This is a genomic window from Ruminococcus sp. NK3A76 (genome assembly GCF_000686125.1).
GTDB lineage: Bacteria > Bacillota > Clostridia > Oscillospirales > Ruminococcaceae > NK3A76.
In genome coordinates, this window is the sequence record NZ_JMMA01000002.1 from 2,435,067 (window position 1) to 2,455,226 (window position 20,160).

Consider the following 20,160-nt stretch of genomic DNA (forward strand, 5'->3'; position numbering starts at 1 on the left):
TGTCATTATGTCTTATTCTTCTCTTGAAAAAAATATTAAACTGTGTTATAATGTATCTGGAACATGGGAAGCTGTTTGCTCGACCTCCCCGACAAAGGCTCTCAGCGCTGCCGACATTTCAGGCTCAAGCTCTATGCTCTTAGCGCAGGCCTTCTTGCGTGAAAGAGCACCAGGCAGCATATTTTCAAGGTCGCTTTGTGACCTTCTGAGCGCTGCGTCGAGCTGCTCCTCCGAGAGCTTGAAGAGCCTGGTGTTCTTGTGTCTTGGGTTTGCGCAGTAAAGCTCACGCAGGACTTTATAGATATGCAGCTTTATATATGTATCGCAGAGCTTCTTTTCGCTTTCATCGAGCGGTGCTGCGAGCAGCTGTTCGATATCTGCCGCCTCGCTCAGATCTGTCTTTTTATCAGCATCATACGGCTGCGCCTTATCCTCCCCGAGGATAAACGCAAGGCTGCACTCATACGCCTCGCACAGAGCAAGGATATCGCCAAGGCCAAGCTCTCTGCTGCCCGACTCATACGCCGACAGCAGCGACTGTTTTATCTTAGTCTTTTGCTCGACGGTCTTCTGGGTGATCCCTTTTTCATGGCGGATATCACGCAGTCTCTGCCTTACCTCCGCCACACGGCCGCTTGTATTTATTTCACTGCTCATAACGAACACCCCTTTGGCAGGTAACAGGTAACAGGTAACAGGTAACAGTTGAGGTGCGCCTGACGGCGGTTATTGCAAGTTTCGCTTTGCGAAACTTGGCTGTCTGCGCAAGCAGACGAGCCCCATATCGGGCGATATGTGACTGAGGAAAGGCAAGTCCGAAGGGGGTGAGCGGCAGCTACGCTGCCGCAGGGGTGGCGCATGAGCTGTCTGCGACAGCTCAAAAGCCCCCCTACCCGTAGCGTAGGATAAGGAGAGACTACCCTTGTAGCTAAATTGTGGGGGCTGCTTACCTTCAAGGGAACGCTCTCGTTCTCAGGGGGTACACGAGGGGCTTTCCGGTCGCCCCTCGACCCTTCGGCTGTGCGCCTTTGGCGCACCTCAACTATTCACTATTCATTCTTCACTATTCACTATTCACTAAGCGAAGCGTTTCCGCCCGATATGGGGCTCGTCTGCTAACGCAGACAGCCAAGTTTCGCAAAGCGAAACTTGCAATAAGCGGCGTAAGCAGGACACCTCAATTATGCATTATGCATTTTGCATTTTGCATTATTCATTGCAGCACCTCTTTTTATTATATAATAATTTTTACAATTTGTAAATAGTAATATTCACCATAAAAACGCCTGCCCCCGGTGGGGCAATTTGAAACAACGGAGTTGATCTTATTATGAAGGGCTACAGGCTTCAGCTCATACGCCACGGAATGACGAGCGCAAACTTAGAAGGCAGATACATCGGCACGACCGACCTGCCGCTTTGCAGCGAAGGCACCGAAGAACTCTACAAGAAGATAGAGAACAGCGAATACCCCTATGTACAGAGGGTCTACTGCTCGCCGCTCAAAAGATGCACGCAGACGGCGGCGCTTTTATACCCTAACGCTTCTGTGACTATAGTCGAGGAGCTCAGGGAAATGGACTTCGGCGAGTTTGAGAACAAAAAGGCCGAGGAGCTGATAAACGACCCTGCCTACAGGAAATTCATGCAGGGCGGTATTGACAACCCTCCCCCCGGAGGCGAGAGTATGCAGAGCGTCGTCGAGCGCTGCTACGCCGCCCTTGCAAAGATAATCGCCGCCATGATGAGCGAGGGACTGACAAACTGCGCTGTCGTGACGCACGGCGGGATCATCATGAATATGCTCAGCTGCTTCGGTATGCCGAAGATAGACCCCTCACAGCTCTCCTGCGATTTCGGCGAGGGCTTTGAGATACTTATCTCGGCTTCAATGTGGCAGCGCTCAAACTGCTTTGAGATACTCGGCAGAGTACCTTTCTTACCATTCGAGGGTGATACTGATGCTGACTAACAGAGAGATAGCCAAAAAGGCCAGGGAGATACACCGCCGCTGCTGGGCGCAGGGCGTTTTCCTGCACTTTTATTTACTGTTTGTGATACTGCTCATTCTTGTATCTGCAAGAGTGTTCACGCTGCTTTACGAATCCGGCACACCGCCTTTCAACATGATAAAGAACTATGTGCCAAAGGTCACGCAGCTGATATTCTTAGCAGGGCTGACAGCTATAACGCTGCTTGTTATCTATATCCCGGCGCTTTATATGCTAAGGCGCTACTACATAGGCATGGTGCAGAATGACAGGATAAGCACGACAAGGCAGTATTTCGGCGCAAACCTTTCCGGCACAAAGCTGATAGCCATGAGGTGCGCTGTCACGATGCTGTTTTTAAAGCTTTTCACGCTGCTGCCGGCGCTGATGAGCTCATATATAGTTTACCGCTGCGCATTCGTCGCACGCCTTGAAAACCTGAGCAAGCTGATACTTATCATATTCATGCTGGCTCTGGGCTTCACGCTCGTGTGGGTGGGCTTCTGGTTAAAATACTGCATATCCCTGAGCCTTACGAGATACATAGTCACCCTCAGCCCCAAGATGAATATATTCGATGCCTGCGACCTTTCATGCAGGCTGATGGATTCAAAGCACATGAGATATGTCTCATTCTGGTTCTACAACTTAAAATTCCTGCTGCCGTGCCTGGCAGTTTTCCCGATACCGCTGGCTATCCCTTATGTAAAGCTGTCATACACGCTCTTTGTCAAGGAGATACTCGGCACCTACTGGCAGGACAAGTATCCGCTGATGATCGAGCGCTGGAGGCGAAGAAGTGCTGCACACGTTTAAGGCGCAAAAGCCCTGCCGGCTGAGCGACTTTCTTGCAAGAAACGGCGTGTCACGCTCGCTTTTGTGCTATCTTAAGCAGCACGAGGGCGCTATAACCGTAAACGGCAAGCCTGCGCATACCGACTATCATCTCTCGCCCGGCGACATAGCAGGGATAGACGAGCCTGCAGAGCGGTCTGACGATATACTCCCGGTAAAGAGCGACCTGGTCACTGTATTATATGAGGACAGAGAGGTGATAGTGCTTGACAAGCCGCCTTTCATGCCCTCGCACCCTTCCGCAAGGCACCATGACGACACGCTCGCAAACCACTATGCCTACATATCAGGCGGTGGGGTGTTCCACTGCATAAACCGCCTTGACCGTGACACCTCGGGCTGCTGCCTGATAGCAAAAAGCCGCTACAGCGCCGCACTTGCCGCAAAGACAGTGCGCAAGACCTACTACGCCATATGCGAGGGCGACCCGGGCAGCGAGGGGGTCATCGAGATACCGATAAGGCGCAAGAGCGGCTCGGTGATAGAGCGTGAATGCGCCCCCGACGGGCAGTATGCAAAGACTATATTCAAAACACTCAAAAGAAACGAGCGCTATTCGCTTTGCGAGGTCACGCTCGAAACAGGGCGCACGCATCAGATACGGGTGCATTTTTCACACACAGGCCACCCTCTCGCCGGGGACGATATGTACGGCGGCAGTCTTTTGGACATTCCCCGTCAGGCGCTTCACTGCGGCAGGCTGAAATTTGTTTCGCCCGACGAAAACGTTGATGTCTGCATTGAGGCTCCCCTGCCGGAGGATATGCTCGGTTTAGTCAAGGCTTTTCGTTAAATGTTTACAAAAATTCATCCGAAAGTATGTCGCTTTTATTGTAAAAACAATAAAATAATTACCTCTTTTTTGTACAATTATGAACCGCAAACGTTTTCTTCACGAAATATTAACTGAAAATTTTTCGTTTGTCAATCAAAACGTTTTCGCAAAGGTGTATAATTGTAGTATAGAGTAATAGTACAATTTATCGTACTTGTGAGCTGACAGAAAGGAGAGTGCAGATATGCTTAAGAAGTTTTACATCACCAAGGCAGCTGAAGGGGTAAACGCTCCGAGCCTTGACAGATTCCAGAGAATGGAGCAGCTCAATGATATGCTGCACCTCGGCTGGGTCATCAAGGGCTTTGAGAATACCGGAAGTGAGAGCTACTTCCTGCTTGAAAAGGCATAATATCACGGCGGCAGGCGACCCCTGCCGCTTTTTTAGTTAACAGTTGAGGAGTTAACAGTTAACGGTTGAGCCGAGAATTCCCCTAACAGGGGGGGGCGGAGGGGGCGGCCGAATGGCCATACCGTGCGCCTTTGGCGCACACCGTAACTATTCACTATTCATTCTTCACTATTCACTATTCACTGAGCGAAGCGTTACCGCCCGAATGGGCATAATGTCGGTGTGAGCCGACACATCAACTGTTAACTGTTACCTGTTAACTGTTACCTGTCATAGGCCTGTCATAGGCCTGTTATAGAGAGGAGAACAACATGGATACCCTTATACTTGTAATACTCGCACTTGTGGTTGTGCTGCTGGTAGTGCAGATAGTGCTGAGCCTGAGACAGCCCTCGGGCTCAAATGACGAGGAGATAAGAAAGCTCGGCTCGGAGATGCGGCGTGATATCGACAGCTCTGTCTCAAACATGGGGCAGCTGATAAGCAGCAATATGTCAGAGCGCTTAGGCACCCTCGAACAGCGCATATCGACGCTTGAAACAAACAGCGAGCAGAAGCTCGACATGATGCGTGAGACAATGGCAAAGCGCCTTTACTACATTCAGGAGGACAACAACAAGCGCCTTGACGAGATGCGCAGCACGGTAGACGAGCGCCTGCAAAAGAGCCTGGAGGGCAAGATAAGCGAGAGCTTCAAGACGGTAAACGAGCAGCTTGCCGAGGTCTACAAGGGGCTGGGTGAGATGCAGAGCATAGCCGCAGGTGTCGGCGACCTCAAAAAAGTCCTCTCAAACGTCAAGACAAGGGGTATCTTGGGCGAGATACAGCTTGGGAATATACTCTCCGAGATACTTGCGCCGTCGCAGTATGACACCGAGGTAGCAACTATCCCCGGCAGCAGAGAGCACGTCGAGTTTGCGATAAAGCTCCCGGCAGGCGGCGAGGGTGAGTTTTTTTACCTGCCGATAGATTCAAAGTTCCCGGGAGACAGCTACGCAGCGCTCCAGCAAGCATACGACACAGGCGACCCGGAGGCTGTAAAGAACGCATACAAGGCACTTGAAAGCGTTATCAAGAAAAGTGCAAAGGACATCAGAGACAAATACGTCTCGCCGCCGCATACGACAAACTTCGGCATAATGTTCCTGCCGTTCGAGGGGCTGTATGCCGAGGCGGTGAGCCACGGGCTCGTTGAGATATTGCAGCGTGAATACAGCGTCAGCATCGCAGGGCCTTCGACTATGGCGGCTATGCTCAATTCATTGCAGATGGGCTTTCAGACCTTGCAGATACAAAAGCGCTCGAACGAGGTGTGGCAGCTGCTCGCATCGGTCAAGAAGGAATTCGAGAGCTTTGACAAGGTACTAAGCTCCGCACAGACAAGGATACATCAGCTCGATGATGAAATGGAGCGGCTGGTCGGCGTTCGCACAAGGGCTATAAGAAAGAGCCTTGATAAAGTTGATATGTCCGAAATACCGGACAGTAAGGGGGACGAATGAAAACACTCTATGTCAGCGACCTTGACGGCACACTTTTAAACAGCAGCCAGCAGATAACCCCATTCACTGCCTCGGTGATAGCAGAGCTTTTAAGAAAGGGCGGTTGCTTTAGCTATGCGACGGCACGCTCGCTGATAACAGCCGGCGCTGTCACAAAAGAGCTTGACCTGCCCTTCCCGGCGATACTCTACAACGGGGTGTTTATCCGGGACACGCAAAGCGGCGAGTACCTTGCAAGGCACACCTTTGAGAGCGGGCGGATACTCACGCTCATCGACACGCTGTCAAAAAAAGGCTTATGGCCGATAGTCTATTCGGTGATAGACGGGGTCGAAAAGTTTTCCTACATAACAGAGCGGCTGACCCCCGAGCAGAGCCATTTTGTCAGCACCCGTGACAGAGCCGACCCGAGGCTTCGTGAGGTGAGCACTACCGAGGAGCTTTGCATGGGCGAGATATTCTACCTTGCCTACCTCGGCAGCAAGGAACAGCTCTCCCCTCTTGACAGCCTGTGCGAGGGGTACGGCATACACCTTTTTCAGCACGACACATATGATGATTTTTACTGGCTCGAAGTGATGCCGCAGGCTGCTACCAAGGCAAACGCCGCAAAGGAGCTTGCTAAAATGCTCGGCTGCGGGAGGATAGTCGCATTCGGCGACGGGCTGAATGATGCAGAGCTCTTTTCAGCGGCTGACGAATGCTATGCCGTCGGCAATGCCTGCGAGGAGCTGAAACTTAAAGCAGACGCTGTTATCGGGTCAAATGACTCGGACGGTGTGGCGCACTGGATATATGAAAATGTATTGACAAAAGGCGATTTTTAGGCTATAATAATACAAACAGACAATGATGCGTAAGTCTTTTTTGCATCGCTTATTCAGGGGAGGATGATCTTATGTTAATGAGCAGCGACACACTTGAAACTATCAACACGGTATCACTCGTAGTACGTCTTTTATTTGCATTTGCCGGAATGTTCCTCTGGGGCTTTGTCAGCAAGCACATAGTAAAGACAAAGGGCTACCCAGACGAACTCAACAAGGGCTTCTGGTGGGGCTTCTGGCTCGGGTGGATAGGCCTTATCGTCTGCTGCTGCAAAAAGCCCTACTTCGACCCGATGAACCCGATGAACCAGTTTAATCAGTACGGCCAGAACAACCAGTTCGGTCAGGGCGGTTATAATAACTACGGCCAGCCGAATAACTTCAACCAGCCCGGCGGCTACAATAACCAGTACGGCCAGCAGCCGTATCAGCAGACTTATCAGCAGCCGTATCAGCAGACTTATCAGCAGCCGGCACAGCCGACATACACACAGCCTGCACAGACTGCATACCAGCAGCCGAACTACAGCCAGCCGCAGTACGGCCAGCCTGACAACTACTACGCTCAGAACCCCGAGGGCAACAAGCAGTACGACAGCGCAGCTGAAATGGACGGCCTCGACACGAGCAAGCTCAACAATCTTGACGATCTTTACAAATAAACTATCAGAACCAGACTGCCATAACACCTGCGTATCATCACAGGTGCTATGGCGATTTATAACTATGGGAGAACGACTTAAGACCATGCAAAGTAACGAGAGCTTTATACTTCTTGACGAGACCTATCTGCCGCAGATGGCAGAGCTTATCAAAAGCGCCTTTATGGGCGAGCCGTGGAATGACGACTGGAGCGACAAAGGGCAGCTTTACGCATACATAAGCGACATAGCCTGCTGCCCGAATTCACTCAACTACGGGCTGATAAAAGACGGCAGGCTCATAGCACTTTCCACAGGCAGTCTTCGCCACTGGTGGGAGGGCACGAACTACAGCATAGAAGAATTCTGCATAGCCCCTGATATGCAGGGCAGCGGCATCGGCAGCAGGTTTCTCTCAATGGTGGAGGAGGACGCCAAAAAGCGTGGCGCTGACGGGATATTCCTACAGACCGACAACGACAAGCCGTCGTACAGGTTTTACTTGAAGAACGGCTTCGGAGAGCTTAAGGCTCATGTGAGCTTTTTCAAAAAGATATGATTTCAAAGGACAAAGCAATGAAAAGAAAATACAGATTAAAGGCTGTGGTATCCTTTGCGCTCGCACTCGTGATATGCACAGGCGCAGCAGGACAAGGGCAGACGCTCAGAGAAGCCGCCGCCTCGGAAGCACAGCAGAACCAGCAGGACATAGAGGACAAAAAGAGCAAGATATCCGATCTGGAAAAGAAGCAGGAGAAGCTTGACGAAAAGATAGCCTCGACCAAGGACGACATCTCCGCCCACGAGGAGAACCAGCAGGCGATACAGGAGCAGATAGAGACTGTCAGCGAGACTATCGCCACACTCAGCGAGTCGATAACCGAGCTTGACAAGAAGATAGAACGCCTTGGCGCAGACATCATAGAGCAGGAAAAGGCAGTCGCTGAGAAAAAGCAGGAGATAGACCAGGGCATTGACGACTTCAAGGGCAGGCTGAGGGCTCTCTACATAGCAGGCAGCGACAGCTACGCCGACATACTGCTCGGGGCTGATGACTTTTACGATATGCTCATGAAAATGGAGCTCATCAAGCGTGTCACAGACCACGACAACAACGAGATAGACCGTCTTATTGCGATAAAGAACGACTACGAGGCACAGCTCGGTGTTTTAGAGCAGAACCAGGAGGAGCTCAGGACTTCAAACGACGAGCTCAAAGCACGCAAGGAAAAGAGCGAGGCGCAGAAGAAAAAGCTCGCTTCCCTCTACCGGCAGAGCGAGAAGATAATCCAAGAGCTGCAAAAGACCGAGGAAGCGTATGAGAAGAACAAGGAGAAGCTGCAAAGCGAGCGTGACAAGTTCGAGGAAGACCTGCAGGCTCTCTACAAAAAGGAAGAAGCTCGCAAGCAGCGTGAAAAGGCAGAAGCCGAAGCCAAGGCAGAGGCAGAGCGCCAGCGTCAGGCGCAGCAGCAGGCCGAGCAGCAACAGCAACAGCAGCAACAGCAGGACACGGGCAGCAGCGACAGCTACACCGAGCCCGATGAAGACGATGACGAAGAAGAATACACAGCACCTTCGTCGAGCACCGGCTTTATATGGCCTGTGCCGGGGCATTACGGCATAACCTCATACATGGGCTGGCGCTGGGGAGCTTACCACAAGGGAATAGACATAAGCGACTGGGGCGTGCGCGGCGCAAACGTCGTGGCAGCAGCGAGCGGCACTGTTCTCGTCGCTGACGGCTACTGCACACACGACTGGGGCAAGGACGGCAGCTGCGGCTGCGGCGGTGGTTACGGCAACTACGTCATAATCGACCACGGCAACGGCTACTGGACGCTCTACGGACACATGAAGCAGAATTCCGTCGCTGTAACACCCGGGCAGCACGTCGAGCAGGGTCAGAAGATAGGCCAGGTCGGCACTACAGGCTGGTCAACAGGCGACCACTGTCATTTCGAGGTGCGCTTAAACGGCAACCCGGTAGACCCGACGCAGTATGTGAGCTGATAAGCTGAGATAACAGATAAAATGATCCCCTTTGCCAAAAAAGCAAAGGGGATATTGTTTTACAAAACTTGACAAGTACATTTTTTTGTGCTATAATACTGCTACGGGTGTTTGCACGGCGTGGCGGTCAAATCTTCCTCCTGCAAGGGAGGTGAGCAGTAATGAGCGTTATTGAGGTTTTAACTTTGTTAAGGCAATACCGCACGACCATTGTGCGTCAGATGCGCAGTCAGATTTTTCGTTAGCTTGCATAGATTTCTCGCAGAAATACTACCGTATTTCAAGAGAAAGATGTGTAAGATAACGGAAAATATGCAAGCATATGGCGTACAAAGGCATATGCCGGTGGTCGTGCGGTGTTGCCTTACTACTTATCACAGCGATAATCAGTCTCGTAGTAGAGATCTGCAATAATAAAAAGAAATAGCCGCCCATCTTCCACATAGGCGGCTATTATTTTAATGCAACCATTTAGGAGGTGACCGCTCAGTGCAGGCACCTTCTTTCTATATTATAGCACGGTATTGACGATTTGTCAATAGGTCACAAACGACAGCGGGTTCATATAGTTGCCGCCGTAGCGGAGCTCGAAGTGCAGGTGGGGGCCGAGCGAATAGCCGGTGGTGCCGCTGATGCCTATCTTCTGCCCCTTGTCTACCTTCTGCCCTACTGCAACGGTCGCCTCGGTGAGGTGTCCGTAAAGGGTGATAAAGCCGTTGCCGTGGTCGATTATGACATAGTTGCCGTAGCCGCCTCCGCAGCCGCAGCTTCCGTCCTTGGGAACATTGTGCGTGCAAGTGTTTGATGCAACGACCACCGTGCCGCCCTCGGAAGCGACTATCTCGCTGCCCATATTCGCACCGATGTCAACGCCCTTGTGGGTCGTGCCCCACCTTGCGCCGACACCCGAGGTCACCTGCTTGGTAGCCGGGCAGGGCCAGCCGAAGTTGTAAAGGCACACGCCCTTTTTCGTCTCCTCCTGCTCGTCCTTTTCCTTGTCCTTGTCAGCGGCCTGCTCCTTGGCCTGGGCTGCCCACAGCTCACGCAGCTTCTTTATCGCTGCAAGCTCTGTCTGCATCCTGCCTGTCTCCTCTGCCGAGTCGCCGTAGTCGTCCTTTAGGAATTCCGACAGCTTATCAGCATACTGCGATTTCTCAGAGTTCAGTATCTTGTTCTGCTCGGCGAGCTTTTTCTTCAGCTGCTCCGACTCCTGCATTGCGGCCTCGCTCTTGCTGTAGAGGTCGTCAAGATACTGCTTTTTCTCAGCAAGGGCATCATACTGCTGCTTGTATTCGTCCTTCTGCCCTTCGAGAATGGTCTTCTGGTTGTCGTATTCCTCTTTTAAGGCGACCAGCCTGTCAAGCTCGTTCTTGTCGTGGTCGGCAACTCGCCTTACAAGCTCCATTTTCATGAGCATATCGTAAAAATCATCAGCCCCGAGCAGGATATCTGCATAGCTGTCGCTTCCTGCAACGTACATAGCTCTGAGCCTGCCCTTGAAGTCCTCGATGCCTTCGTCTATCTCCTTCTGCTTTTTGTCAACACGCTCCTGCTGTGCTGAAATCTGATCATCGAGCTCGTTTATGTAGTTCTGGGTTATGTTTATCTCCTCGTTTAAGGAGTTTATGCGCTTTGTGATGTTTGTCTGTATCTTTGCCTGTTCTTCGATGCTGTCCTGAGCTTCCTTAAGCTGTTCATCGAGTTCTTTTTGCTCCTTTGCTATCTCGCTGAGGCGCTCACGGTAGCTGTCCATGTCCTTGACCTCGGTCTTGTCAACTGCTCCCTCGCCCTGCGCTGTGCTCTCAGTCTGCTCTGCCGGCTCGTCAGAATCGGAAGCCAGGGTCATTACCCCCGAACCGCCGAATACGCTTACCGATAGTATCAGTGCGACTGCCGCCGCCATTATCCCTTTCAGCCTGAATGATCTCATTCTTTTGCTCCTTTTTGTGTTATGTTTATTTAGGCAACACCGCACGAAGATTGTGCGCAAATTGCGCAGTCAGCTTTTTCGTCAGATTGCACAGATTTTCCGAAGGAATACTACCGTATTTCAAGGAAAAAATGTGTAATATGACGGAAAAGATGCAAGTAAGTTGCGTACAAAGCCTTCAGGCGGTCTTTGTGCGGTGTTGCCTTTATACATCTCAAGCTCTGTGACGCCGCCTTCGTTCAGCTCGCTGCCGGTGAATACAAAGCCCTGCTTTTTGTAGAAGTCTATCGCCTTGTCATTGCCGTCCAGCACAAAAAGCGTTATCCCTCTCTGCCCGAGAGTCTCATACACCGTCTGCATGAGCGCACTCCCCACACCCTGCCGCTGAAACCTTTCAAGCACATAAAGCGCCTGTATCTCTCCGCCGTCCCGGTGTGTGCAGAAGTCCCTCGCATCGCTCACAAAGCATACCGTGCCTGCCGCCTCGCCGTCTATATAGGCTATTCGGTAGCACTCGCTGTATCTCTGCGCACGGGCGGTGCATTTTTCGCTCGTCTGCGCTGCTAACATTTCCTCAGGAACAAGGCCTTTGTAGGCTTCGTTCCACGAGGTGTGTATTATACTGCCTGCATCGGCAGCGTTTTTGGGCAACACCGCACGAAGATTGTGCGCAAATTGCGCAGTCAGCTTTTTCGTCAGATTGCACAGATTTTCCGAAGGAATACTACCGTATTTCAAGGAAAAAATGTGTAATATGACGGAAAAGATGCAAGTAAGTTGCGTACAAAGCCTTCAGGCGGTCTTTGTGCGGTGTTGCCTTTGTGTTACGGGTAATATCTCCATCTGTCAGCCCTTCTCTACAGCAGCGGTGCGAAAAGCCCGAGCACGGCGCTCAGCATTCTCTGCGCTATGGGGCGTGATGCGCACTCCTCGTAGGTGACTCTGCGGCATCGGTTTTCAAACATATCCTCAAAGTCGTCCTTTATGTCTGCTATGCACTCGCAGCCGTACATGAAAGCCGCACACTCAAAGTGCAGATACAGGCTGCGGTAGTCAAGGTTTATCGTGCCGACAACTGCCTTGCTGTCGTCAGAAAGGAAGTTCTTGGCGTGTATGAAGCCCTTGCTGTATTCGTATATCTTTACGCCCTTTGCGATAAGCTCCTTGTAAAACGACTGGCCGATAAGCCTTATATACCACTTATCCGGTATGCCGGGAACGATTATCCGCACATCGACTCCGCTTTTTGCAGCATAGCAGAGGGCGGTCATCATCTCGTTGTCGGGGATAAGGTAGGGGGTGGTGATATAGACGTAATCACGGGCGTTGTTTATTATATTCATATACAAAAGCTCGCCTACGTTCTCATCGTCAAGCGGCGAATCCGAGAAAGGCAGCACAAAGCTGTCGTCCTCAATGCCGAGGCGCTCAAAGGAAGACGGGCGGTAGTTGTCATACTCAGCGGACGACTGCTCGCCGGTTATCTCCCACAGCTGGAAAAACATCATCGTCAGGTTCCACACGGCCTCGCCCCTGAGCATTACTGCCGTGTCCTTCCAGTGACCGAAGCGCTCCTTGCGGTTGATGTATTCGTCCGCAATGTTCACGCCGCCGGTAAAGCCTGTGTGTCCGTCGATAACAAGTATCTTTCTGTGGTCACGGTTATTCTGTATGGTAGTCACGAGCGGCACGAATGGGTTGAAGACCTTGCAGTCTATCCCCTCGGCACGCAGCTTTTTGTCGTACCTGTATGGCAGCTCCGACTGGGTGCCCATGCCGTCGTAGAGGAGCCTTATCTCGACCCCCTGTTTTGCCTTGCGTGCAAGTATCTCGTGTATGGTATCCCACATATAGCCCTTGTCTATTATGAAATACTCCATAAAGATAAAGTGTTTTGCCTTTTCAAGCTCTCTTACCATAGCATGGAACTTCTCCTCGCCGAGCCTGAAATAGGTCACCTCTGTGTTCTGATATATCGGATAGCCGCCGTACACTCTCATATAGTGCGCAAGGTTTGACACACCGCTGCTCTTTTGTTCAAGAGCCTTTATGACAGATGCCTTTTGCTTAAGATACGGCTTGGTGTTCTCTATCTTCTTTATCGAAAGGTTCTTTTCATACCGATAGCTGCTCTGGAATTTGAGGTATATAAACGCAAACGCCCCGAATATCGGGAAAATGAGTATCGGCAGTATCCATGCGAGCTTATATGCCGGGTTCTCGCCGGAATTTATGATATACATAACGGCGATGAGCTCGACAGCTATAAAGAAATAATACACGAACACAAACTGCCCGGCAAGCGACACGACCGCAAAAATAAGGAATGCTATCTGCAAAAGCAGCAGCGATATGACGATAAATTTCTGCGAAAAGACCGCATTTATTATCTTTTTAGGCTCAAATTCCTTGTTCCGTCTCATGCCGTCTGCCCTTTCCAAAAGCGTAATATACATAAAACAACGAGCCGCCTGCGGCAGCTATCATGTCTGGCAGCCGGCACAGGCGAAAATATAAACTGGTATACTATAAGAACATTCTCTCAACGAGAATATCCACTTCTCTTTCATCTGTGAGCTTTTCACTGCCCACCTCGACATATGCGACCTTGCCGTCCTCAAAGACATACTTATAGTGCGTGCCCTTGTTTTCTCCCTCGACAGTCACCTTGCCCGAGAGGATATCATAATCCCACTCGGCCTTGTCAAAGAAACTATCTGCCGCATCGCCGAAATTGCTATAGCTCATCTTTACAGGCGAGTCAGTCTCATAGGAGAGCTTTTTAGCCTCCCTGACCTTGAGCATATAAATAAGCATATACAAAAGCAGCAGCACGGCTGCCACAAACACCGCCACAGCGATGATGAACTTAGCCTTGCCGGAGCTCTTTTTCTGCTTGGTGTTCTTTGCCTTGCCCTTTGCAGAGGGCTTTTTTCTGTGTTCTGCCTGTTTGGCAGGGCGTGGCTGGCGGCGCTCGGTATCCTGCGCAGGACGTGCCGGGCGGCGCTCTCTTATCACAGGCTCGTCCTCAGGGTCTGCGTAGGCCGTGGGGGTGGGCTTGTGGGAATACACTCTTGACTGAGTGGTCACATCAGGTGTGGGCTTTCTCATTGCCGAAGGCTCTGTGCGCAGGCGGTTGTTTTTAGCGACTATCTTGCCGCAGCTCGTACACAGCTTTGCGCCCTCAGGCAGCAATGCGCCGCAGTTTACACACCTTTCACTCATAAGAAATCTCACCACTCTTTTCTAATGCAGAATTCATAATGCACAATGCACAATTGATGTATCGTCTTCGGCGATGAATGCCCTGCTCGGGCAAGCCGCCGAAGACGGCTTATGTGGGGGGCTTTGCGCCCGCCCCGTGCCTGCGTAGCCGGCATTACCCCTTTTGCAGACCAGCCCGTGATCTGCGAAGGGTCAGAAATATCTCATCATTGCAACGACCTTGCCGAGGATCTTTACCTCGTCAACTATGATAGGCTCCATAGTGTCGTTCTCCGGCTGGAGGCGGTAATGGCCGTCCTCCTTATAGAAGGTCTTGACAGTTGCCTCGTCGTCGTTTACGAGAGCGACCACGATATCGCCGTTTGAGGCCACCTCTGTCTGCTCGACGATGACGGTGTCGCCGTCGAAGATACCTATATTTATCATGCTCTCGCCCCTTACCTTAAGGGCAAACAGCTTGCCTGAAAATCTCTTGTCAAGGCTCATGGTTATGTAGCCGTCAACTGTCTCTATGGCGGTTATCGGCTTGCCGGCTGTGACAGTGCCTACAATGGGAATAGTCGTGGTCTTGTTGTAGCCGGCTATCCTTATAGCACGGTTGCAGTTGTTCTCACGCTCCAGAAGCCCCTTCTGCGACAGAGTGATGATATATCTGTGCGCAGTCGAGGTAGATTTGAGCCCGAACTCCTCCTGTATCTCTCTTACAGTAGGTGCGTAGTTGTTCTCGTCAACATAGTTCTTGATAAACTCAAATACCTTTCTTTCCTTATCGGTTATCCTCTTTTTTCTTGTCTGCTTCATACCGGCACATCCTTTCATTCGCCTCTGGCCTGTCTCAGTTTCTTTGCAAGTCTCTTGGCTATCTTGTATGCGTCACCGCAGCCGAGGGTCATTATAAGGTCGCCCTCTTTTGCATTCTCAAAAAGATAATCTATTACCTGAGCGAAGTTTTTGTCCTTCTGCTCTGCCGTCTGCTGGTCAACTATCTCGTGGGGTGTCTTGAAGTAAACGCAGCCGTCTATCTTATCGCCGAGCATCTCGGTGTAGATGCCGTGGGTGTTCTTCTCACGGCTGCCGAATATATCAGTGAGCACGCACACATCAGCGATGCTCAGAGCCGTCACGAAATCCTCCATGAGTATCTCAGTTCTTGAATAGGTGAACGGCTGGAACACAGCGATGACTCTCTCAAAGTCAAGACCCTTTGCCGCCATGAGCGTAGCTGCGAGCTCATTCGGGTGGTGGGCGTAGTCATCGACTATCGTGATGCCGTCTATCTCGTCTATCTTCTCAAATCTTCTCATAGCGCCACGGAACTCTGCAAGGCCTTTTCTTATGCCGTCATACGACACGCCGACCTCTCTTACAGCGGCGATAGATGCAAGCGCATTGAGCACGTTATGCTCGCCCGGCACAAAGATAGAGTAATCCCCCTGCTTCTCGCCCTTTACATAAAGCTCGAAGTCAGTCCTTAAGCCCTTCTTTGCGGTTATCCTGGCGCTGTAGTCATTATCCTCGCCGAAGCCGAAGGTAACTATCCTCTTGTCAAGCCCGTCAACTGCCGTGAGGGTGTTCTCATCATCGCCGTTGACAACAAGGCACTTGGAAGCCATTGAGGCAAATTTTCTGAAGCTCTTGATTATGTTTTCAAGAGTGCCGAAGTAATCAAGGTGGTCGGCATCGACATTGAGTATCACTGCTATATCAGGCGAGAGCTTTAAAAACGTATCAACAAACTCGCAGGACTCGCACACCATAACATCGCTCTGTCCTGCCCTGCCCGAGCCGCCTATGGCCTTGAGCTTGCCGCCGATAACGCAGGAGAGGTCAACGCCCTCCTCCATGAGTATCTGTGTTGTCATCGAAGATGCCGTCGTCTTGCCGTGTGTGCCGGATATGCAGATAGCGTTGTCATACCAGCCTGTCACGATACCGAGCAGGTCTGAGCGCTCGATAACGTCAGCGCCGCTCGCCTTTGCAGCCACGAGCTCAGGGTTGTCTGCCATGATAGCTGCCGAATAGACGATAAGGTCTGCCCCCTCGATATTCTCTGCTGCCTGACCCATGAACACCTTGATGCCCATTTTTCTTACAGCGTCGAGCGTTTCAGTCTCGTTGTTGTCAGAGCCTGTCAGCAGATACCCCTGCGAGTGGAGTATCTGTGCGAGCGGATACATACCCGAGCCGCCTATGCCTATCATGTGTATATGCTTTTTGCCGTTTAAAATGTTTTTATCGACCATATCAAGTCAATGCCTCTTTTCATTATCTGATTAAATATCACTTGCAATAAGGATAGATTTGTTCTACTATATTATACACTATTTTTCCGCAAAAATAAAGCCCTATTTTGAATAAAAAAATCCCTGCCGCCAACACTTAATTTAGTTAACAGTTAACAGGTAACAGGTAACAGTTAATGTGTGCGGCTGCGCCGCACATTATGGCCATTCGGCCTGTTATCAGGCGGTGTTGCCTTAAAATAATGCGGCGCAAGCCGCACCTCAACTGTTACCTGTTACCTGTAACCTGTTACCCGTTACCTGTTACCTGACTAAGGAAAGGACGTAATATCATGACAATAACCGATATCAAGGTAAGAAAGCTGCTCGAACAGGGGAAGCTAAAGGCTATAGTGAGTATAACTATCGACGGGATGATAGCTATCCACGATATAAAGGTCATCGAGGGCAGCAGCAGACTGTTTGTCGCTATGCCGTCACGCAAGGACGACAGCGGTGTCTACCGTGACATTGCTCACCCGATATCCTTCGGGGCAAGAGCCGACCTCGAACAGAAGATACTCGCCGCCTACTACAAAGCAGTTCAGCAGAGCATGAGCTCCTGACAGCCTTTAGGGCAACACCGCACGACCCCTGTGCATCAGTATGCGCCGTCCAGGTTTTCGTCAGATTGCCTAAATTCGACGCAGGCTTGCTGACGCAAGTCAAGGAGAATTTGGGTAATATGACGGAAAGCTGGCAAGCAGATGATGTGCAGAGGCGTTAGCCGCGGGTCGTGCGGTGTTGCCTTTAGTTTCCTGCCGCTCTTACGCTTACCTCGCCGCTTATCAGGGCTTCCGTGCTGCCGTCTTCGTAGCGCACGCAAAGCCTTGCACGCTCATCAACGCCGAGGGCTCTTGCAAATATGCGCTTGTCACCCTTTATCACGACGATGTCACGGTCTATCAGAAGCTGGCGCTGCTTGTATTCTTCCAGACAGGCCTTGTCGTCAGGGGCATCTATCAGGCCGCCAAGCTCTTTCAGCACCTCGGCAGCAATGCGGTTTCTTATGTTGTCCTGCTCGGTGCCGCCGAAAAGCGAGGTGGCTATGCCCTTTATCTCCTCAGGGAAATCCCCCTCGGGAGTGGTTATGTTTATGCCGATGCCTAAGACAGCATAATCAAGCATACCGCTCTCAAAGCTCACGGCCGCCTCGGTAAGTATACCGCAGACCTTTTTCTGATTGATGTAGATGTCGTTTACCCACTTTATCTTCGGGCTCAGCCTGCCGCCGGATATCGTCTCGACTGCACGGCACACGGCGACTGCCGCAGAAGTTGTTATGAAAAGCGAATCCTCGGCCTTCATCTTCGGGCGCAGCAGCAGCGATATATAAACACCGCTCCCGTCAGGGGAATAGAACTTCCTGCCAAAGCGCCCCTTGCCCATAGTCTGCTCGGCCGCTATAAGAGCATAGCCCTCCGGCGTACCGGTCACGGCGAGCTGTTTTAAAAGGTCGTTTGTCGATGTGACGGTGTGGCGCACATCTACCGTAAAGCGCTCGTCACCGAGCAGGGCTGTTATGCCCTCTTTTGAAAGGCTGTTGTCAGATTCGGGCAGAAAGTAGCCCGTCTTTGTCTTTGCATTTATCTTCACACCGCTGCGGCGAAGCTCCTCGATAGCCTTCCACACAGCGTTTCTCGATACGCCTATGGCAGCTGCAAGCTCCTCGCCCGAAACAGCCTTTCCTCTGTTTTGTTCGAGCAGTTCGAGCACATACTGTGAAGTTTTCATAAGCTATCACCTCAGCATTTACTTGTCAGGATCATACAGCCAGCCCGTTTGTGCGCAGAATGCTCATTGCCGCATCTACGGGCAGGTGTTTTATTATGTGTTTTTTGTATTTTTCGTTCTCTGTGCATATCTCGACAGAGCAGTAGCCCTTTTTCTCCTGCGCCCATGTCTGGAGTATCGCCACACGGGTTATCTTGTCTCTTTTGATGACCACCCTGTGGAAGCGGTAGAAGCTGCAATAATCGAGCACACAGCACTTGTCGTTGAAGCCTATGCCCGTGTTGAAAGCCGCCGCGAGCTTTACTATGATCAGCCATATGCAGGGAACTGATGATATAAAGGAGATTATGTTTATCTCGCTGACCCACCTCGGGAAGATGAACACAGCCACCTGCCTGAGCACCGGCACGAACATGAACACCACGAACGGTATACATATAAACCGCCACAGCTCACGCTTGCCTGTGGTGAGGGTCGTTTTGGGGCGTGCAAAGCGTGGCATCAGCAACGAAAGGGTCTTGTCTACCTCTTTGTCGGTGGTTATCGGCGCAATAGTGGGTATCTCGCTGCGGCGCTTGCCGTAGCCTGTGCAGTAGACGTTTATCGTGCATATGCGGAATATCTTCATAAGCAGCGAGCGTGTTATGTCGTAGTAGTATATCCTGTCTCTGTCCATGACATCGTGGCGAAGCGTCCATATACCGCTCCTGACTGTCAGCCTGCCGCCCTGCCTTGTGACCGAGAAATGCCAGTAACGCATGAGGTTTGCAAAGAACGACAAAAGCCAGCCGCCTATCACCACGAGCGCAGATATGACTATGATAAAGGGTATCTTCTGTGTGTATTTTGATATCTCGCCGGCTGCGGTGTTAAGAATGATTATCTCTATCTTTCTGTCAACAATGCGTGAGGCCTCGAAAAGAAGACCCGCAAAGATGACAACACCCGACAGCGTTGACGAGAAGAACATCGAGAACGCAAGCTGGCTGCGCTTTTTGCTCTCGACGGTGTATTTTACCCCGTGCGAGCTGTCATCGGTTATAAGGCCCAAGATATGCTCTGCACGCTTTTTTGGCAGCACGAGTATAATATCAGCCCTTGAGACGCTTTTTGCATCTGTGTCGATATACAGCGTGCTCGCCCCGAAAAGCCGCTGGAACGAGCTCTGGTGTACAGACACGGTGGTCACGACCTCAAAAGCGAGCCTTGTCGCCGCAAGCCCGAAGTAGCCCGAGTGTGCGGTCATGCTCTTTTCGTCTATCTCAAAATATATAAACACCCACCTCAGCACCGCAAAGGCAAATATCGCACTGATAGCAAGGATATCTACCCAGTTGGTGACGAGCCACGAGCGTATATCGAATTTCAGCGCCACAAGGTATTTTACAAGCGGTATCAGCAGCAGCCACATAGCCCTTGACGTATAGCCGAGTATCATCATCGGGTGCTGGCGGTGCCGCAGGAATTCCCTTATGCGCCTCATAGCCTTATGCTGTTTCATCGGCAGCGCTTTCCTTTCTGAGCGTCTTGTCAAGGTATGAGCTTATCTCCTTGACATCGCCCCTGCTTAAAAACATCATGACTACCCTTGAACCGACGGAGTTGACTATAAGGAAATTGAGCCCCGTCGCCTGGCTGAGCGGTGTGACGACAGCCGTGAACGAGCGCACCGAGCTCAGCTTCATAAACTGCTTTTTGTAAATGAATACACCCGTCTTGCAGATAAGCTCATTTCGGCTGACCGAATAGCGTGTCAGCGAGAAAAACAGCGGCACGACAATGAGCAGCACAAGGAAGGTGAGTATGATTATAAACAGCATCACATACCAGAAAATTATGGATTTGAACATAGCAAGAAAGCCGCACGCAAAACACAAAGCAAGCGACAATATTATAACAAAAAGATATATAGATATCATTGCGAGCCTTGACGGCTTATACATATGCATAGGACTTATCTCCTTACGCTCTTTTTG

20 protein-coding genes are annotated in these 20,160 nt (G+C 51.0%); 10 read left to right on the plus strand and 10 right to left on the minus strand.

Going from position 1 to position 20,160, the window contains the following annotated elements:
- Positions 1 to 45: 45 nt before the first annotated feature.
- Entirely contained in the window at positions 46 to 657 is a 612-nt protein-coding gene (locus CD05_RS0111340; protein WP_028510595.1) for a helix-turn-helix transcriptional regulator, read from the minus strand.
- A gap of 673 nt (positions 658 to 1,330) precedes the next feature.
- Here CD05_RS0111340 and CD05_RS0111345 point away from each other — a divergent pair.
- The 9 genes from CD05_RS0111345 to CD05_RS0111385 all read left to right on the plus strand — a co-directional run bounded on the left by CD05_RS0111345 (position 1,331) and on the right by CD05_RS0111385 (position 9,013).
- Complete coding sequence (locus CD05_RS0111345; protein WP_028510596.1) at positions 1,331 to 1,972, plus strand: histidine phosphatase family protein; 642 nt, start codon at positions 1,331 to 1,333, stop codon at positions 1,970 to 1,972.
- A complete protein-coding gene (locus CD05_RS19855; protein ID WP_051588963.1) occupies positions 1,962 to 2,807 on the plus strand; it encodes a hypothetical protein in 846 nt (281 codons plus the stop codon). The genes CD05_RS0111345 and CD05_RS19855 overlap by 11 nt, the downstream gene beginning before the upstream one ends.
- Positions 2,791 to 3,639, plus strand: a complete 849-nt coding sequence (locus tag CD05_RS0111355; RefSeq protein ID WP_051588964.1) for an RluA family pseudouridine synthase — start codon at positions 2,791 to 2,793, stop codon at positions 3,637 to 3,639. Before CD05_RS19855 ends, CD05_RS0111355 begins: the two co-directional genes overlap by 17 nt.
- Positions 3,640 to 3,865: 226 nt before the next feature.
- The gene (locus CD05_RS20680; protein WP_156947467.1) at positions 3,866 to 4,033 is read left to right on the plus strand and encodes a hypothetical protein; all 168 of its coding nucleotides are present in this window, start codon (positions 3,866 to 3,868) and stop codon (positions 4,031 to 4,033) included.
- A 311-nt stretch (positions 4,034 to 4,344) separates the two neighbouring features.
- Complete coding sequence (rmuC, locus tag CD05_RS0111365; protein WP_028510598.1) at positions 4,345 to 5,535, plus strand: DNA recombination protein RmuC; 1,191 nt, start codon at positions 4,345 to 4,347, stop codon at positions 5,533 to 5,535.
- Positions 5,532 to 6,362 (plus strand): HAD family hydrolase, encoded by an 831-nt coding sequence (locus tag CD05_RS0111370; RefSeq protein ID WP_028510599.1) that lies wholly within the window; start codon positions 5,532 to 5,534, stop codon positions 6,360 to 6,362. Before rmuC ends, CD05_RS0111370 begins: the two co-directional genes overlap by 4 nt.
- 71 nt (positions 6,363 to 6,433) lie before the next feature.
- Positions 6,434 to 7,024: a hypothetical protein gene (locus CD05_RS0111375; protein WP_028510600.1), complete on the plus strand. Its 591-nt coding sequence runs from the start codon at positions 6,434 to 6,436 to the stop codon at positions 7,022 to 7,024.
- A gap of 64 nt (positions 7,025 to 7,088) precedes the next feature.
- Positions 7,089 to 7,562 carry a GNAT family N-acetyltransferase gene (locus CD05_RS0111380; protein WP_242841256.1) on the plus strand — a complete coding sequence of 158 codons (474 nt, stop codon included), beginning with the start codon at positions 7,089 to 7,091 and terminating at the stop codon, positions 7,560 to 7,562.
- Between the two features lie 17 nt (positions 7,563 to 7,579).
- Positions 7,580 to 9,013 carry a M23 family metallopeptidase gene (locus CD05_RS0111385; protein WP_028510602.1) on the plus strand — a complete coding sequence of 478 codons (1,434 nt, stop codon included), beginning with the start codon at positions 7,580 to 7,582 and terminating at the stop codon, positions 9,011 to 9,013.
- A gap of 535 nt (positions 9,014 to 9,548) precedes the next feature.
- Here the strand turns inward: CD05_RS0111385 and CD05_RS19860 are convergent.
- From CD05_RS19860 to murC, 6 genes are all read right to left on the minus strand, one after another.
- On the minus strand, positions 9,549 to 10,943 hold the full coding sequence (locus CD05_RS19860; RefSeq protein ID WP_051588966.1) for a M23 family metallopeptidase: 1,395 nt from the start codon (positions 10,941 to 10,943) through the stop codon (positions 9,549 to 9,551).
- Positions 10,944 to 11,063: 120 nt separating this feature from the next.
- The gene (locus tag CD05_RS18445) at positions 11,064 to 11,597 is read right to left on the minus strand and encodes a GNAT family N-acetyltransferase (RefSeq protein ID WP_242841257.1); all 534 of its coding nucleotides are present in this window, start codon (positions 11,595 to 11,597) and stop codon (positions 11,064 to 11,066) included.
- Positions 11,598 to 11,800: 203 nt separating this feature from the next.
- On the minus strand, positions 11,801 to 13,366 hold the full coding sequence (gene cls / locus CD05_RS0111400; protein ID WP_028510603.1) for a cardiolipin synthase: 1,566 nt from the start codon (positions 13,364 to 13,366) through the stop codon (positions 11,801 to 11,803).
- A 103-nt stretch (positions 13,367 to 13,469) separates the two neighbouring features.
- Positions 13,470 to 14,168, minus strand: coding sequence for a zinc ribbon domain-containing protein (locus tag CD05_RS0111405; RefSeq protein ID WP_028510604.1), 699 nt, complete (start codon positions 14,166 to 14,168; stop codon positions 13,470 to 13,472).
- Between the two features lie 192 nt (positions 14,169 to 14,360).
- Complete coding sequence (lexA, locus tag CD05_RS0111410; protein WP_037322972.1) at positions 14,361 to 14,969, minus strand: transcriptional repressor LexA; 609 nt, start codon at positions 14,967 to 14,969, stop codon at positions 14,361 to 14,363.
- 14 nt (positions 14,970 to 14,983) lie between these two features.
- On the minus strand, positions 14,984 to 16,411 hold the full coding sequence (gene murC, locus CD05_RS0111415) for a UDP-N-acetylmuramate--L-alanine ligase (RefSeq protein ID WP_028510606.1): 1,428 nt from the start codon (positions 16,409 to 16,411) through the stop codon (positions 14,984 to 14,986).
- Between the two features lie 332 nt (positions 16,412 to 16,743).
- On the opposite strand from murC, the gene spoVG reads away from it, so the two are divergent.
- Complete coding sequence (spoVG, locus tag CD05_RS0111420; protein WP_028510607.1) at positions 16,744 to 17,016, plus strand: septation regulator SpoVG; 273 nt, start codon at positions 16,744 to 16,746, stop codon at positions 17,014 to 17,016.
- Between the two features lie 184 nt (positions 17,017 to 17,200).
- On the opposite strand, the gene CD05_RS0111425 is transcribed toward spoVG, so the two are convergent.
- From CD05_RS0111425 to CD05_RS0111435, 3 genes are read right to left on the minus strand one after another with little or no spacing between them, the layout of a single operon-like run.
- A complete protein-coding gene (locus tag CD05_RS0111425; protein WP_028510608.1) occupies positions 17,201 to 18,184 on the minus strand; it encodes a biotin--[acetyl-CoA-carboxylase] ligase in 984 nt (327 codons plus the stop codon).
- Positions 18,185 to 18,215: 31 nt separating this feature from the next.
- Positions 18,216 to 19,685: a PH domain-containing protein gene (locus tag CD05_RS0111430; RefSeq protein WP_051588967.1), complete on the minus strand. Its 1,470-nt coding sequence runs from the start codon at positions 19,683 to 19,685 to the stop codon at positions 18,216 to 18,218.
- The gene (locus CD05_RS0111435) at positions 19,672 to 20,133 is read right to left on the minus strand and encodes a hypothetical protein (RefSeq protein ID WP_028510610.1); all 462 of its coding nucleotides are present in this window, start codon (positions 20,131 to 20,133) and stop codon (positions 19,672 to 19,674) included. The genes CD05_RS0111430 and CD05_RS0111435 overlap by 14 nt, the downstream gene beginning before the upstream one ends.
- Positions 20,134 to 20,160 lie beyond the last annotated feature (27 nt).

Bases quoted from the DNA above. Each gene is read 5' to 3' on its own strand.
- CD05_RS0111380 (WP_242841256.1), top strand. From the start codon at position 7,089: ATGGGAGAACGACTTAAGACCATGCAAAGTAACGAGAGCTTTATACTT.
- CD05_RS0111435 (WP_028510610.1), bottom strand. From the start codon at position 20,133: ATGCATATGTATAAGCCGTCAAGGCTCGCAATGATATCTATATATCTT.
- CD05_RS0111385 (WP_028510602.1), top strand. From the start codon at position 7,580: ATGAAAAGAAAATACAGATTAAAGGCTGTGGTATCCTTTGCGCTCGCA.
- rmuC (WP_028510598.1), top strand. From the start codon at position 4,345: ATGGATACCCTTATACTTGTAATACTCGCACTTGTGGTTGTGCTGCTG.
- lexA (WP_037322972.1), bottom strand. From the start codon at position 14,969: ATGAAGCAGACAAGAAAAAAGAGGATAACCGATAAGGAAAGAAAGGTA.
- CD05_RS0111345 (WP_028510596.1), top strand. From the start codon at position 1,331: ATGAAGGGCTACAGGCTTCAGCTCATACGCCACGGAATGACGAGCGCA.
- CD05_RS19855 (WP_051588963.1), top strand. From the start codon at position 1,962: ATGCTGACTAACAGAGAGATAGCCAAAAAGGCCAGGGAGATACACCGC.
- CD05_RS0111340 (WP_028510595.1), bottom strand. From the start codon at position 657: ATGAGCAGTGAAATAAATACAAGCGGCCGTGTGGCGGAGGTAAGGCAG.
- CD05_RS0111370 (WP_028510599.1), top strand. From the start codon at position 5,532: ATGAAAACACTCTATGTCAGCGACCTTGACGGCACACTTTTAAACAGC.
- CD05_RS0111430 (WP_051588967.1), bottom strand. From the start codon at position 19,685: ATGAAACAGCATAAGGCTATGAGGCGCATAAGGGAATTCCTGCGGCAC.
- CD05_RS0111405 (WP_028510604.1), bottom strand. From the start codon at position 14,168: ATGAGTGAAAGGTGTGTAAACTGCGGCGCATTGCTGCCTGAGGGCGCA.
- cls (WP_028510603.1), bottom strand. From the start codon at position 13,366: ATGAGACGGAACAAGGAATTTGAGCCTAAAAAGATAATAAATGCGGTC.
- CD05_RS0111425 (WP_028510608.1), bottom strand. From the start codon at position 18,184: ATGAAAACTTCACAGTATGTGCTCGAACTGCTCGAACAAAACAGAGGA.
- CD05_RS0111375 (WP_028510600.1), top strand. From the start codon at position 6,434: ATGTTAATGAGCAGCGACACACTTGAAACTATCAACACGGTATCACTC.
- CD05_RS20680 (WP_156947467.1), top strand. From the start codon at position 3,866: ATGCTTAAGAAGTTTTACATCACCAAGGCAGCTGAAGGGGTAAACGCT.
- CD05_RS19860 (WP_051588966.1), bottom strand. From the start codon at position 10,943: ATGAGATCATTCAGGCTGAAAGGGATAATGGCGGCGGCAGTCGCACTG.
- spoVG (WP_028510607.1), top strand. From the start codon at position 16,744: ATGACAATAACCGATATCAAGGTAAGAAAGCTGCTCGAACAGGGGAAG.
- murC (WP_028510606.1), bottom strand. From the start codon at position 16,411: ATGGTCGATAAAAACATTTTAAACGGCAAAAAGCATATACACATGATA.